This window comes from Rahnella bonaserana (assembly GCF_019049675.1).
Classification (GTDB): domain Bacteria; phylum Pseudomonadota; class Gammaproteobacteria; order Enterobacterales; family Enterobacteriaceae; genus Rahnella; species Rahnella bonaserana.
Genome location: NZ_JAFMOW010000068.1, coordinates 319,383 through 334,247, shown reverse-complemented (window position 1 = coordinate 334,247; position 14,865 = coordinate 319,383). Strand labels below are relative to the sequence as shown.

Annotated in this window: 13 protein-coding genes; 4 read left to right on the top strand and 9 right to left on the bottom strand. The window is 50.6% G+C overall.

Annotated elements, in window-relative coordinates; genetic code table 11:
* Positions 1 to 3 precede the first annotated feature (3 nt).
* A complete protein-coding gene (locus J1778_RS23125; protein ID WP_238484860.1) occupies positions 4 to 543 on the top strand; it encodes an RBBP9/YdeN family alpha/beta hydrolase in 540 nt (179 codons plus the stop codon).
* 27 nt (positions 544 to 570) lie between these two features.
* Here the strand turns inward: J1778_RS23125 and J1778_RS23120 are convergent, their stop codons facing one another.
* Together J1778_RS23120 and J1778_RS23115 are read right to left on the bottom strand one after the other, a co-directional pair.
* A complete protein-coding gene (locus tag J1778_RS23120; protein WP_217175141.1) occupies positions 571 to 1,047 on the bottom strand; it encodes a DUF805 domain-containing protein in 477 nt (158 codons plus the stop codon).
* Positions 1,048 to 1,109: 62 nt separating this feature from the next.
* Positions 1,110 to 2,180: a LacI family DNA-binding transcriptional regulator gene (locus J1778_RS23115; RefSeq protein ID WP_217175140.1), complete on the bottom strand. Its 1,071-nt coding sequence runs from the start codon at positions 2,178 to 2,180 to the stop codon at positions 1,110 to 1,112.
* A gap of 278 nt (positions 2,181 to 2,458) precedes the next feature.
* Between J1778_RS23115 and J1778_RS23110 the strand changes: the two genes are divergently transcribed.
* Positions 2,459 to 3,715, top strand: a complete 1,257-nt coding sequence (locus J1778_RS23110) for a maltoporin (RefSeq protein ID WP_217175139.1) — start codon at positions 2,459 to 2,461, stop codon at positions 3,713 to 3,715.
* 670 nt (positions 3,716 to 4,385) lie between these two features.
* Positions 4,386 to 5,813, top strand: a complete 1,428-nt coding sequence (locus tag J1778_RS23105; RefSeq protein ID WP_217175138.1) for a hypothetical protein — start codon at positions 4,386 to 4,388, stop codon at positions 5,811 to 5,813.
* A gap of 68 nt (positions 5,814 to 5,881) precedes the next feature.
* Here J1778_RS23105 and J1778_RS23100 read toward each other — a convergent pair whose 3' ends face one another.
* The 6 genes from J1778_RS23100 to J1778_RS23075 form a co-directional block, all read right to left on the bottom strand.
* Positions 5,882 to 6,199 carry a PTS sugar transporter subunit IIB gene (locus J1778_RS23100; protein ID WP_217175137.1) on the bottom strand — a complete coding sequence of 106 codons (318 nt, stop codon included), beginning with the start codon at positions 6,197 to 6,199 and terminating at the stop codon, positions 5,882 to 5,884.
* 78 nt (positions 6,200 to 6,277) lie between these two features.
* Positions 6,278 to 8,347: a beta-galactosidase gene (locus tag J1778_RS23095; RefSeq protein ID WP_217175136.1), complete on the bottom strand. Its 2,070-nt coding sequence runs from the start codon at positions 8,345 to 8,347 to the stop codon at positions 6,278 to 6,280.
* A gap of 65 nt (positions 8,348 to 8,412) precedes the next feature.
* Positions 8,413 to 9,564 (bottom strand): glycoside hydrolase family 53 protein, encoded by a 1,152-nt coding sequence (locus tag J1778_RS23090; RefSeq protein ID WP_238484879.1) that lies wholly within the window; start codon positions 9,562 to 9,564, stop codon positions 8,413 to 8,415.
* Positions 9,565 to 9,628: 64 nt separating this feature from the next.
* The gene (locus J1778_RS23085; RefSeq protein WP_013574912.1) at positions 9,629 to 10,480 is read right to left on the bottom strand and encodes a sugar ABC transporter permease; all 852 of its coding nucleotides are present in this window, start codon (positions 10,478 to 10,480) and stop codon (positions 9,629 to 9,631) included.
* A gap of 14 nt (positions 10,481 to 10,494) precedes the next feature.
* A complete protein-coding gene (locus J1778_RS23080; RefSeq protein WP_217175367.1) occupies positions 10,495 to 11,796 on the bottom strand; it encodes a carbohydrate ABC transporter permease in 1,302 nt (433 codons plus the stop codon).
* Positions 11,797 to 11,891: 95 nt separating this feature from the next.
* On the bottom strand, positions 11,892 to 13,118 hold the full coding sequence (locus J1778_RS23075; protein ID WP_217175134.1) for an extracellular solute-binding protein: 1,227 nt from the start codon (positions 13,116 to 13,118) through the stop codon (positions 11,892 to 11,894).
* Between the two features lie 276 nt (positions 13,119 to 13,394).
* Between J1778_RS23075 and J1778_RS23070 the strand changes: the two genes are divergently transcribed.
* Complete coding sequence (locus J1778_RS23070; RefSeq protein ID WP_217175133.1) at positions 13,395 to 14,498, top strand: ABC transporter ATP-binding protein; 1,104 nt, start codon at positions 13,395 to 13,397, stop codon at positions 14,496 to 14,498.
* A 54-nt stretch (positions 14,499 to 14,552) separates the two neighbouring features.
* Here the strand turns inward: J1778_RS23070 and J1778_RS23065 are convergent, their stop codons facing one another.
* Positions 14,553 to 14,822: a PAAR domain-containing protein gene (locus J1778_RS23065; RefSeq protein ID WP_112289855.1), complete on the bottom strand. Its 270-nt coding sequence runs from the start codon at positions 14,820 to 14,822 to the stop codon at positions 14,553 to 14,555.
* Positions 14,823 to 14,865 lie beyond the last annotated feature (43 nt).

Below are 14,865 nucleotides of genomic sequence, written 5' to 3'. Positions count from 1 at the left end.
CTGATGCCTGAAATAAACCTGATACTGGTACCGGGCTTGCGTGACAGCGAAGCCGGACACTGGCAAAGCCTGTGGCATCAGTTAAATCCGCACTGGTTACGCATCCGTCAGCGAAACTGGGAACAGGTTGATCTCGAGGCCTGGATCGACGCTATCAGCCGCGAGCAGAAAAAGGTAAATGCCCCGCTGTTGCTGGTGGGTCATAGTTTTGGCGCACTGGCCAGTGTGGTATGGGCGAACCGGCATCCGCAACTTACGGCTGGCGTGGTGCTGGTCGCGCCTGCGGAACCGATGCGTTTCGGGCTCGACGACGAGATATTACCGCGGCCGCTGGCGGTGCCGGGGCTGATGATTGCCAGTCACACCGATCCGCTGCTCTCATTTGCCCGTGCGCAGTTTTGGGCGCAGGCATGGGGCTGTGAACTGGCCGATATCGGCGAGGCCGGACATATCAATGTGGAATCGGGATTTGGTGACTGGCCCTGGGGGCGGGCAAAACTGGAGACGTTTGCCGCACAACTGGCGGCAAACAGTTCTCGTTGAGTGCGGATTAGCGCACTCAGGGTGGCGCTACTCAACAATGCGGGTTTGTGTTGCCGGCGCAGGCTGAGATTGTTGGCAACACAGGAAAACCATCACCAGCAGCGGGATCCAGCCCAACGCGATGCCCAGCGTGATTTTCATCCAGACATAGGTTTCCGGTGAGGCGTATTCCATCAGGATGGTATTCAGCAGACGCGAGACAATGCCTGCCAGATAAACACCGCCAAACCACCAGCCGGAACGGTTAATGTCATGCATGCGCCTGACTCCAACCGCCAGCAGCGGTAAAGCCGTCGCCAGCGCAAACAGGGTATAAGCGACGCCCGCGTAGAAAACGCTGTAGGGATTTCCCACCAGCGTGAACCCGAATGACACACCCATTGTCAGTAAAATAATTATCAGCAAATTGCCCAGCGCAAAGGTCCAGAACTCCTTGCGGCTTGCACGTCCCCGGAAATCTACATACTTTTTCCAGCCCTGCACATAACACTGCCATAACGTCATTGCTTCACTTCCTTTTGCTGTTCAGTCGTTTGCCTAAATAGTCCGGGGATTTAACCGGTTTATCACTGGCCGCGCAACTGCCTGGCCAGACTATCGAGCTGGTCGGCTATCTGATTAAGATCTTTATCCTGCACACCCGGCGCACTGGCGGAGTTTCTTACCACCAGTCTGGCAGGCAGCACTTTGGAAGGCATCGCATCATTGTCTTCAGCCAGCAGATGCTCAACCGCCTCTTTACTTTGCAAATCGAGATCCAGCGATACCGTGGTCAGCGCCGGATGGAAGAATGCACTGTCGTACGTATCGTCGTAACCTACGATAGAAACCTGCTGCGGAATAGCCACATTATGCTGATGTAACGCGCTGATCACACCCAGCGCCATCTGGTCGTTCCCGACAAGTATGGCGGTAAATTGCGGTGTTTCGCGCAGCATCTGTAATGCACTGTAGTAACCACTTTTTGCGCTCCAGTCACCGTGGATAACTGTCACCGGCGCAATGCCCTTTTCTGCCAGCGTTTCCTGCCAGCTTTGCAGCCGCAAACGTGAGGAAACCGAATCGACCGGCCCCGCCAGTAAGGCAAATTCCCGGTGCCCCAGATTCAGTAAATATTCTACGCTGGCACGTGAGCCGTCCGCCGGATTGAAGCAGACATTGAATACCGGACTGGTTGGGTCGACATCCAGAAACAGACAAAGAACGTCGCGGTTATTTTCATAAATTCGCTCCGCTTCGGCGCTTTCCAGCGGGATATTGATGATGACCTTTTCGACGCGCTGTGATTTCAGCTCATTAATAGAGTCCTGAATGCTCTGATTTACGTCTTCATCAATCATTGAAATCAGCACCTGATACCCCGCCTGATGGGCATATTTCTTCACCGAAGCGGCAATCTGTGACGGCGCGTGCAAGGCCAGTGATGTCGTCACCAGTCCGATGGTAAAGCTCTGTTTTCCCACCAGTTGCTGCGCCAGGCGGTTTGGCACATAGCGTAATACTTCAATGGCTTGTTCGACCTTAAGACGCGTGGCGTCTGAGACATTGGCCGACTTATTTAAAACCCGCGAAACCGTCTGATACGAAACACCGGCGTAGCGGGCAACATCCTCTAATGTCGAACTTTTTGATTTCATTCTTTCCCCAGACCGCAACCCGTGATTTTGCATAATTCTATGATAATCGAGCCAAAGTACGGGATCTCATTTAAAAGTTCAATCTGCACACCTGCAGACTGCATAAGTTATACGTTAACATTGCATATAATCGTGATTTACATCACTCACAGTTTATAATTAACGCATAAGTTGTAGACATATATCACATTTCACAATATGTAAAATTGATCATTATTGTTTCTGGGTATCTTATACATTTCGTAAATGTGAACGTCATACAATCATAAGGAAAAAAAATGAAACACAACTTACGCACTCTGGCTGTGGCGGTTTCGCTCGCCATCACAGCAGGTCCTGCAATGGCAAATGATATTGATTTTCATGGATATCTGCGTTCGGGGCTGGGTGTTTCTGGCGGTGGCGGTCTGGAGCAATTCCAGAAAAATAAAGTCGGGCGTCTTGGCAACGAAGACGACACCTACGGCGAAGTTGAGCTGGGCAGCGAAGTCTACAAAAAAGATGACGTGAGTTTTTATGTCGATTCGATGGTCAGCATGGTGTCTGACGGTTCGAATGATGATGAAAGCACCCTCAATGACGATGCGCAGTTTGGTCTTCGTCAGCTTAATCTGCAAATCAAAGGGCTGGTGCCGTGGGATAAAGATGCGGTGATCTGGGGCGGGAAACGTTATTACCAGCGCCACGATTTGCACATCATCGATACCAAATACTGGAATATTTCCGGTGCCGGTGCGGGTATTGAAAACCTGAAACTGGGCGAAGGTGCGCTTTCTCTGGCGTGGATCCGCGGCGATGCCAATGACGTGGATTACCGCGTGGATGGCAACAACGACGTGAACATCAACTACATCGACGTGCGTTATGCCGGCATCAAACCGTGGAGCGGCGCGTGGATGGAAGTCGGTGCCGACTACGCCATGCCAAACCTTTCCCACGATCAGAAAGAATATGGCGGCCTGTATGATGCGGACAACGGCGTGATGTTGACCGGCGAAATCAGTCAGGACATGTGGGGCGGCTACAACAAACTGGTTTTGCAGTACGCTAACAAAGGTCTGGCACAGAACATGATTTCACAAGGTGGCGGCTGGTACGATATGTGGAACTACACCAATGACGCCACCGGTTATCGCGGCATCATCACCGGCCTTATCCCCATCACCAGCAAGTTCAGCCTCAACCATGTGCTGACTTACGGCCACGCAGAAAACATCACCGATTACACCGACACCACGGAGCTGGTTTCTCTGGTGGGTCGTGCGCAATACCAGTGGACCGATTATGTGCGGACCATCGGCGAAGTCGGTACCTTCTACCAGAAAGATGATTACAAGAACGGTTCGAACTATAAGCAAGGCGGTCAGAAATATACGCTGGCAATGGGTCTGGCGGCAGGTCCTGAGTTTATGTCACGCCCTGAATTGCGCGTATTTGCATCCTATCTGAATGATTCAGAGCATGGCGATACGTTTGACGATCATACTAAAGCGGATACCTGGAACTTTGGTGTTCAGGTGGAAGCCTGGTGGTAAATTTCCTTCATTCTTGAAGCTGTTGCTGCGTTGGCTGCGTTTACTCACCCGAATCACTGACATGAGTCAGCTCATCGGGATTCGTTCACTTGCCGCCTGGCTACAACTCCAATAATTTTGGAAATGTGAAGTAATATTGTATAAATAAATATCCTCATTGTGATAAAGCGACAGATAAAAACTTAATTTCTCTTGTAGGGGATCGTTACGTTTTTTCTCCGCACAGCAGCATCATTATTCTTATTGATAAAAAGCAGAAATAATAAAGGCAGCCTTGTGTCGGGCTGCCTTTATTTACCCTTCGTATGCACTTCATTCTAAACATTATTTCATTCTTTATAAGATTTTCATGAAGATAATTTCATCATTCATCTGACCTGCACGCAGCCTCAGTATTCTTACTGCTGAGGCTGACAAAAAACAGCACCTGGAGAGGTGAAATTAAAAAATTGCCCCCCCTTTTTAATACGCTAATGACTCCTTACTAAATCCGCGCCATCCCTCTAAAGGATATCCAACATTACATAATAAGAATGACTTATTTTTAGCCATATTAGCAATTACAAACAGCCATTCTCTCAAGAGCGGAAGTATATTCTTACGGTGTTGAAGTCCGAAACGTTCCCGGATGAACAAAATAATATACTTTAACTTTATAAGGAAATAAATTATGTGGTCCAACGATCCTTCAGTCAATATCGAAATCACTGAAAATATATCAGGTTGGTTTGTGCAAAAATCTCTTCCCTCAAATGACGGCGGATTTTTCATTAGTTGGTTAGATAACGATAATGGATTTTCTCTGAGAATGCAGAAACTGGATGTACTAGGTAATCTTCAATGGCCAGTGGGCAACCCCAGTACGGAGGGTATTTTGGTTTACCAACGATATATTGAGGATTATACCGTCGATTACGGTCTGACTCTGGATAATTCAGGGAATGCGGTTGTCGGCATTGATTCAGGCTGGGATGAGCAAGGCGCTATTCGCCCTGGCGGGAAAGCCATTGCCTGTAAAGTCTCGCCATCAGGGGAATTGCTCCTGGGCGCAGAGGGTCTTGTTATATCTCCACAAAATGATCTCGTTAATATTGTCAGTTGTAAAGCGACTACAGATGGTGGCGTGGCCTTTGGCTGGACGTTTGATGCTAGCAGGATCCTTCGCGTTGTCAAAATGGATGAAACGGGTCAACTGGTTTGGGGAGATGGGCAGATTTATGCCGCCGAAAGCATTACTTTAAATCTGGGTTCCCTGGAGCCAACAGAAGATGGTGGGGTTATTTTCTCCCTGTCGTATAACACTCCTCAGGAGCCATTTACAAATAAAGTAGGCGTCCCTCAGACGCATGATATTGTTGCGGGCAAACTCAATGCAAGAGGCGAGTATGCATGGAATCAGCAGCCTAAGATTATTTATCTGCACAGCACGCAGGATTTAGGCATTTCCTATGATGATGGCAATTCATTCGTCACACAATCGGACGGAAAAGGAGGCGTAATCTATTCATATGGATTACAAGACAACGACAATCAATGGCAAGTAAAACTTCAACATATTGATTTTCAGGGTAATAACCTTTACGAAGATATCCGTGTTGGGGTCACAGACGATACGACGCGGGATCATCAGGAACCTTATCTCGGATATAACACAACGACCGGCAATGCTTATGTTATGTGGACATCCACAACTCAGGACATTGAGGCACTGACAGGTTTACACGCTCAGTGCATAGACATTTCCGGTACTAAAAAATGGGGTAATTTGGGTCTTGAGTTGTCCGGACAAATATCAAATTCTTTAAGTGCGCAATCAGTCGGCATGCTTCCATTTGAAAATAGTGTTCTGGCATCCTGGATCCCACCGATTGATCCGACGATATTCCAATATATACGAACAGCCATGATCAGCGATGACGGGGCTTACCTGTGGGCTGATAGAACCGTGGATGTTAAAACTGAGGCCACGGAGACTATCCGGGCATCTGGCTCAGTCAGTATAGAAAATTACGCGGCCTTCGTCTGGGAGGACAATGAAACAAAAGTAAAAGCTCAAAATATTAATCCTGACGGGACTTTGGGAGTTGAGGAAATTTAACCCCGGCTAAATAAGCGTCCTGACAAAGGCAGCCATTTTCAGGCTGCCTTTATTTTATGAGCCTATTTTCACTGGCTTTTCAAACCAAACTTCTCAGTCATTAATTTCTTCAGGCTGTCGGACTGCTTACCAAATATCGCATGCACTTCCTGGCCGATGATCACCACACCAATCGCACCGGTCTGCTGGATAGCGCCGGAATTTACGCGCTTGAGTTCTTTTACCGTCACGCGCAGACGGGTAATACAGGCATCAACATTAACAATATTATCGCGCCCGCCGAGTGCCTCAATCAATGTTGTTACGTCTGTGGAGGGCGGCACCTCATTTTCAGGGGTTTTATTCTTCGCAGAGAATACATGCATAAAGTCTTTAATATTTACCATAATCAACACTCTCTTTCAGGAATGGAAAAAACGTGCAACCGGATAATCCTGATTGCACGTCGGTATTAAAGAAGTGAATTAATAAATAACGGGAATACGACGCGTCAGGATTTGATAACCAAATGCAGGGAGCGTCAGTTTGCGCGGCAATGTGCCGCCGTGGATCATGTCGCTGTAGTCCCCCGTCAAAGTGATTGTCTGGCTCTGCGCCGCGTAGTTTTGCAGAAAGATAAATTCACTTTCACCGTCAGTGCGCCGCGCCGCCGTCATCCCTTCCGGCAATGTCGCCTCCAGCGCCCGTGGCAGCTTCATTTCTTTGGCCAGCGCGGTATAGAAATCGGCATGGAATTGCGGGTCATTTCGTGAAGCCAGGTAATATGCCTGCCCTTTGCCAAACAAATTCACCGTCACGGCTGGCGTTCCGGCATAGAAATCATCGCCGTAGGTCGCCAGCGCGGCCGCGCCTTCCAGGTGGATCACCTCGCATAATTCGCTGGCGCGGTACGGACCGTTCAACCCGAGCGCATTGCCTTCGACGCCGCTGACGCTGTTGTGCTGGTCGTCGGTCAGGCTGTCGATTTCTTCCGACCAGATACCGAGCACCGGACGCAATGGTCCCGGGAATCCGCTGAGGAAACACAAATCGCTTTCGTTAACGATGCCGCTCCAGTAGGTCGCGACGAAGCGGCCACCGGCCTGCACAAACGCGGTGATCCGCTCGCCGACGCCTGCACGCACCATATACAGCATTGGCGCAATCACCAGCTCGTAGCCGCTTAATTCGCAGTCGGCGTTGATCACATCTACCGCAATGCCCTGCGCCCACAACGCACGATAATGTCCGGCGACGGTGTTTTCATATTCCAGCCCCTGATTGCGCGGGCCGAGGGAATCGTCCATCGCCCAGCGGCTTTCCCAGTCAAAGATAATCGCCACTTTTGCTTCCACACGGCTGCCCGCTACCGGTGCCAGCGCGGATAAGATCCCGCCCAGTTCCGACACTTCGCGACCGACGCGGGTATCTATATGCCCGACGTGATCGACGACCGCGCCGTGGAATTTCTCTGAAGAACCGCGGCTTTTACGCCACTGGAAATACTGCACCGAATCCGAACCGTGAGCGACCGCCTGCAAAGAAGACAGAATATGCATGCCGGGCTTTTTCAGTTTGCTGACCGGCTGCCAGTTGGTGAAACTTGGCGTCGATTCCATCAGAACAAACGGCTGGCCCTGTTTCAGCGTACGCATCAGGTCGTGATACATCGCGGTATACGCCGCCAGACCGATATCATCTTTACGGGTGTGCCACATCGGGTAGCTGTCCCACGAGATGAAATCCAGTACGCTGGCAAGTTTCCAGTAATCGTAATCGTAGAAATATTCCATGAAATTGGTGGTTGCCGGTAACGCCGGATTCTCCGCTTTCAGCGGGCGGATTTCTTCACGGCAAAAACGCGTGACCTGATCGGTGTTAAAACGACGCCAGTCGAGATTCAGGCCGTGAACGCCGCTTTCGCCTTGCGGTGATGGCGATTCTATCTGCGCCCAGTCGCTATACGTGTGGCTCCAGAAGGTGCTCCACCAGGCTTTATTCAACGCATCAAGCGTCACGTAACGGGCTTTCAGCCAGTCGCGGAAACGGGTCTGACAGTGGTTGCAATGACACTCGCCGCCGTACTCGTTGGAAATATGCCAGCCGATCACCGCCGGATGATGAGCGTAACGCTTCGCCAGCGCGCTGTTCATCAGCTGTACTTTTTCGGCATACACCGGTGAACTCATGCAGTGATTGTGACGCCCGCCGTGCAGGGCTTTCACGCGGTCGCGCCCGACACGCAACACTTCAGGGTATTTTTGCGACATCCACGCAGGCCGCGCGCCGCTTGGCGTGGCGAGAAATACCGAGATGCCGTTTTCATGCAACCTGTCCAGCACCTGATCCATCCAGCCAAAGGTGAAATGGCCTTCTTCGGGTTCCAGCGCCGACCAGCTGAAAATCCCGACAGACATGACATTACAGCGAGCCTCTTTCATCATTTCGACATCGCGGATCAGGACATCAGGGCTTTCCAGCCACTGTTCTGGGTTGTAATCCGCGCCATGCAACAACCCGGAAATCTTACTGCTCAGAAGAGGAAATTTCGTCATGCTTGGGTCCTTAGGAACTTTAAGAAATATAAACTCCCCGGCCAATGAAGCCGGGGAAAAAGGCATTAATTGAAGACGTTGATGGAAGGAAGAACCTGACCGTCACAGCTGAACAACGCCTGATTTTCGCGGGCGTTGCCCTCTTTCCAGTGATCGTTGATGTAGGTCATGCCGGCAGGTGTCGCCCAGCCTGCGCCGTCAACGGCGATCCAGGTCGGTTCCCAGTAGAACAACCCTTTGCCACGATGATCCGGCACGGCGACGAGACTTTTTATCATGTCGCTGAGAAAGTCAGCCTGCCCCTGCACCGTGGCAGGATAGCCGCCGTCTTTGGCTTCTTTTTCAGTGAAGCTGTTTTCCGCGGCGTCACAGTTTTTGGTGGTGTAGCCATAAGCCACTTCGACCACGATGACGTCTTTGTTGTAGCGTTTGCTGATGTCATCCATATTGGCCTGCAGCGCAGAAATCGGGCCGTTCCAGTAGGTATAAAACGACAGGCCAATCACATCGTAAGGCACCTTGCGCTGAGTAATTTCATCGAACCACCAGCGGAAGGTATCGTTCTTGGTGCCTTCGGCCAGATGCAGCATGATTTTGATATCAGAAGGATTTTTTTCATCCGCACGGACACCGGCAATCGCGGCATTCAGCAGCCCGGCCAGGCGATCAAACTCGCCACCGCCCGCGCCCCAGCTTTTGCCCTCCGGCCATAAAATCCCGCCGTTCATTTCATTGCCGACCTGCACCATATCCGGCACGGTGCCCTGCTCGCGGAATCTGGCGATCACCTCGCGGCTGTAATCGTGAATGGCGGTTTTAAGCTGCGGATAATCCATTTTCTCCCAGCGTTTCGGTTTGAACTGTTTACCGGGATCGGTCCAGAAATCGCTGTAATGGAAATCAAGCAGGATTTTAAAGCCCTGCGCTTTGGCACGTTTCGCCAGCTCCAGTGTGGTGGCCAGATCGTTATTACCGCCGCCGTACGGATGCCCCTGCGCGTCTTTCGGATCCACCCACAAACGCAGGCGCACGTAGTTGAAACCGTTCTGTCTGAGGATGACCATCGCATCGGTCTGCTTGTGGTTCTGATCAAAGAACTTGCCGCCGTGCTTTTCCACATCAATCAGCGTTGAGATATCCGCGCCTTTGATGAAATCCGCCGGGACGTTGGCAACTTTTTTAATCACCACATCCTGCGCCACCGCGGAAAATGACATCGCCAGCAGCACGCAGGCCATTGCGCTTTTGTTGAAAATCTTCTCAGAAAAGAAAGTCATCGGATTATCCTTTTGTACTGCCAGCCGTCAGGCCGGAAACGAAGTATTTTTGTAAGGCGAGATAGAAAATGGCGACCGGCACGGCGATCAGCACCGCACCCGCGGCGTACATGGTGTAGTTCGCGCCCATTTTCTGCGCCACCAGGTTGTACAGGCCAATCGGCAAGGTGTACTTATCGGGCGTGCGCAAAATGGTGCTGGAGAGAATGAAATCGCCCAGCGGGCCGGTGAAGGAAAACAGCGCAATCACCGCCAGAATCGGCTTCGATAACGGCATGATGATTTCGATGAAAATGCGGAAATTACCCGCACCGTCCATCCGCGCCGATTCATCCAGATCTTTCGGAATCGCGTCGAGATAGCCTTTCATCAGATAGGTGTTCATCGGGATCATGCCGCCGACGTAAATCAGCACCAGCGCCAGATGGCTGTTAATCAGGCCGAGTAACTGCGCCAGCACAAAGATGGCGATCAGCGCCGAAAACTGCGGGATCATCTGCAATAACAGAAATAACATCAGCCCGTCTTTGCGGCCTTTAAAGCGAAAACGCGAGAACGAATAGGCGGTGAAACTGACACAAATCAGGGTCAGGATCATGGTCAGGAAACTGATTTTCATCGAGTTCCAGTACCAGCCCACGTAATTCACTTCACCGTTAAACAGGTCTTTGTAATGCTGGAACGAAACGTTCTCCGGAATAATCGACGTGCTGAGCAGGCTGTTACCGGCATTCAGCGACGCCCCCACCGTCCAGATCAACGGATAAATAATAATCACCGCCACAATCAGCAACAGGAAATAACTCAGCCCCAGGCGAATAAACCGGTTTCTTTTAATACTGCTGTTCTTACTCATATTCCTTCTCCCGGTTACGCCATATCATCTTGTTTAAAGGAATTGGTTGAACGGAATTGCCACAGCGCAATACCGACCACAAATATTGACAGCAAAATCGTTATGGTCGCGGCGATGGCATATTGCGAAGATGACATGGTGAGTTTATAAATCCACGACACCAGAATATCCGTTCCGCCCGCATTCGAGCCAGCCACCGCCGGCCCACCGTTATTAAACAGATAGATAATATTGAAGTTATTAAAATTGAAGGTGTATTGCGTAATAATAATCGGCGCAATGGAATATAAGACCAGCGGCAGCGTAATGGTTTTCAGTTTCTTCCAGGTGCTTGCCCCGTCCATTGTCGCGGCTTCATATAAATCGTGCGGAATGGCCTGCAATACGCCAGTGGTCATCGCAAACACAAACGGGAAACCCAGCCAGGTTTGCATCATAATCAGCGCGGTTTTGGTCCAGAACGGATCGGTCAGCCAGGCTTTAGGTTCAATGCCTAATGCGGCCAGAATGCCATTGTTAATCACGCCAAAGGAGTCATTGAACATGCCGGCAAACACCAGAATAGTGACGAATCCCGGCACCGCCCACGGCAAAATCAGCACGGTGCGGATCAGCGCCTTAAAGCGTACATCTTTCTGGTTCACCAGAATCGCGAGCATCACGCCTACCGTACATTGCAGCGTGGTCGCCAGCACCGTCCAGACCACCGTCCATTGCAATACGTCCAGCAACGTCGAGCGCCAGATATTGAGCGTGAAGATATTAATAAAGTTTTTGAACCCCACCCAGTCGACTAATTTAGCCGGTGGCGTGTGATATAAATTGTAATTGGTAAACGCAATCGAGAAACCGAATATAATCGGGAAGACCACCACAAACACCAGCAAAATAAAGCCCGGTGTAATCATTAAATAAGGGAAACCTTCACGCAGCAGTAAATGATATTGCTTGCGCACGCTGGGTAATTCCATGCCCTGATCGCGACGTTTGCCGTTTGCCCAGGCATCACGCAGGCTCCAGTAATAAAAGCCTGCACCGAACGCACCAATTAATACGCTGATAATGCCTTTGGCTAACAGGAATATCGAGTTATCACGCGGCACTTCTTCGCCCAGCGTATATAAGCCCCATAATCCCTGACGCAGGAAATCATAGAACACGCCGGCGAAACAAATAAGAATGATAAAAAACAGTATTCCCTTGGCCCATTGCCGGTTATAGAACTGCCCAAAACCGGGGATCAGCGCCACAGCCAGCGCCACCGGTGCATGGCGGCTGGCGGAAAGTGGTGCCTGGTTTTCCTCATGAAGACGCATAGACACAAAGATGTTCCTTTCACTGGTGAGGGCGTGAATTCACGCCCTCTTGTCAGACGTACAAAGTGTTTAACCGGATTAAGGTATTTAACGGATTACTCGTTGCTGGCTTTCGCCGCCTCGATTTGCATCTGGATATTTTTCACCGCATCGTTCAGCGCAGCATCAACCGGCTGTTTGCCGGTCACACCCAGCTGGATACCGTTATTCGCCGGGCCCCAGATTTCCTGCATTTCCGGTACACCCGGCATCGCCGTGGCGCGGGTTGACTGTTCGGCTACCGCGTTGGCTTTCTCATCGTTTTTAATCATCGGATCGTTAACCAGCGCCGTCAGTGCCGGGATTTCTTTGGTCACTTCGTAACGCACCTTGGCGTATTTCGGCTGATTGATGAAGGTAATGAATTTCTCTGCCAGCGGTTTTTGCTTGCTGTAGGTCGATACCGCATAGCCTTTCACGCCGAGGAATGAACTCATCGGCTTGCCGTTTGGCAACAGCGGCAGCGCTTTCACACCATAGTTAATGCCCGCGGCTTCATAGGGCTGGAACGCCCACGGGCCGGTGATCACTGCAGCGGCTTTCTTTTCGGTAAACAGCGAGTCGATGGCGTTCAGCCCGTTATCGCCCACAATCCCTGCCGGGAATAATCCGTCGGCATAGAATTTTTTCAGGTAAGTAATAGCTTCGACGCTGCCCGGTTTGTTCAGGCCGATATCTTCAACGTTGATTTCGCCCTTTGCATCCTTACCAAATATGTAGCCGCCCATTGAGGCCATCGCACCGTAGGCGTAATACACTTCGTCAAACTTGGCGAGCAGGCCGTATTTGCCTTTCGCCCTTTCGGCTTTCGAGAGGGAGTAATACTCGTCGAGGGTTGCCGGAGCCTGTGGCAGCAAATCTTTGTTGTAAATCAGCACCAGTGTTTCCACCGCTTTCGGCACGCCGTAGGTCTGGCCTTTCAGCTGAAATGCGTTAATCGCCGATGGCGTAAAGCTGTCGGTAAACGCTTTATCAAGGGTCAGCGGTGCCAGTAATCCCTGTACCACCGCCGTTCCCAACTGGTCATTGGGGATCACGACGACGTCGGGACCGATACCTGCCGGACCATCCAGACGTAATTTCTCCGTTTGTTGTGCATAAGGCGTTTCCTGCACAACGACTTTGACGTTGTTCTCTTTTTCAAAATCTTTCACCGCGTCGGAAATACCGGAAGATTTCTTAATATCTTCCCAGATAAGTAACTGTCCCTCTGCTGCCCGGACGGCCTGACTGCTGAGACTTAATGACATCAGTACCAGGGCAGTAAGGTGTGTAATTTTCATTGTTGCTCCTGAATGTGAAGGTATAACATTTTTGTAGGATAAGCAGCGACATAAAATCCATCATCAACATTAAAAACCCTTTATAACCTGATTTATTGATGGTTAATGCCGTCATAAAAACTATGTTATACGTTAAACTTACAGACCAAAAATCACTACAAAAAGATGCGCATTGTGTGATCTTCTCTCCAAAAATCGAACCCGCCCGTGCAAACGTTTACACAAGGTGGTTATAGTCCGAAACATCAGCGGTATGAATTCTTTATGAGGTCAAACATGTCCAGCATCAGACTTAAAAATGTGGTCAAGCGTTTCGATAAAACAGTGACGTTGCATGGCATCAATATTGATATTGAAGACGGCGAGTTCACCGTTTTCGTCGGGCCGTCCGGGTGTGGGAAATCCACCCTGCTGCGCATGATTGCCGGGCTGGAAGATATTACGGAAGGAGACGTTTACATTGGCGAGCAGCGGGTGAATGACGTAGATCCTTCGCGGCGTGGCGTGGCGATGGTGTTTCAGTCTTATGCGCTGTATCCGCACATGACCATTGCTGAAAACATGGGTTATGGCCTGAAAGTGAACGGCGTGCCGAAAGAAGAAATTCGTCATCAGGTCGAGATGGTCGCAAAAACCTTGCAGCTCTCTCATCTGCTGGACAGAAAACCGAAACAGCTTTCCGGCGGTCAGCGCCAGCGTACAGCAATCGGTCGTGCCATTGTGCGTAATCCTCAGGTGTTTATGTTCGATGAACCGCTGTCTAATCTCGATGCCGAACTGCGTGTGGATATGCGATTACACATTTCCAAACTGCATCAGGAACTGAAAACCACCATGGTCTACGTGACGCACGATCAGACCGAAGCCATGACGCTGGCCGACAAAATCGTGGTGATGAATTACGGCAAAGTTGAGCAGATGGGCGCACCGATGGATTTGTACTACAACCCGGTGAATCAGTTTGTGGCCGGATTTATCGGTTCGCCGAAGATGAACTTCCTGCCTGCCGAAGTCATCAGCTGGCAGCCGGAGCGGCTCGACGTGCGCCTGACGCCGGAAAAAACCCTGACGTTAGCGCTGAGCACCAGTGAACTGGCGGCGGGCGATAACGTGACGCTTGGTATCCGCCCTGAACATCTGCTGTCGCAGGAAACCGAAAACATGCTGGAATTTAACTGCGAAGTGGTCGAGCGGCTGGGCAACAGCACCTATCTGTTCGGTCAGTGTTACGGCACCGACGGTTTTAAAATGCTGCTGCCGGGCGACATGGCGTTTAATCCTTATCAGAGCCTGACCACCTGGTTTGACGCCAGCCGCTGTATGGTCTTCAGCGAAGACGGTCTGCGCATCAGCGCGCCAAGCCTTTCCCACCTGCATTAATTTATTCAGACCGCCCTTCACGGGCGGTTTTACCAGTATCTTTTAAACACCCCTTCAACCTTCAAACTCATTCACACCGCTTCCCCTGTGCAGGGCTTTTGCGCCGCAGGTGGCTTGATCCCCTTGCCTGATGCGCTGCCTTCCGTTGATCAGGATATTTGGCGCGCCGGTCAGAAAAACCGACCTCACTGCGCATAGCGGACATAAAAAACCGTGACCGGTCAGGACGGCACAATGACCATCAACTTTAAAATCATATTCTCCCTCTCTTAATGTACCGCCGTGCGTTGTGGTATCTCCGGTGACGATTAATGGTTGCTTCATTTTTAATTCCCTTTATTTATTAAGTCTTCCGGGCGCTATAATA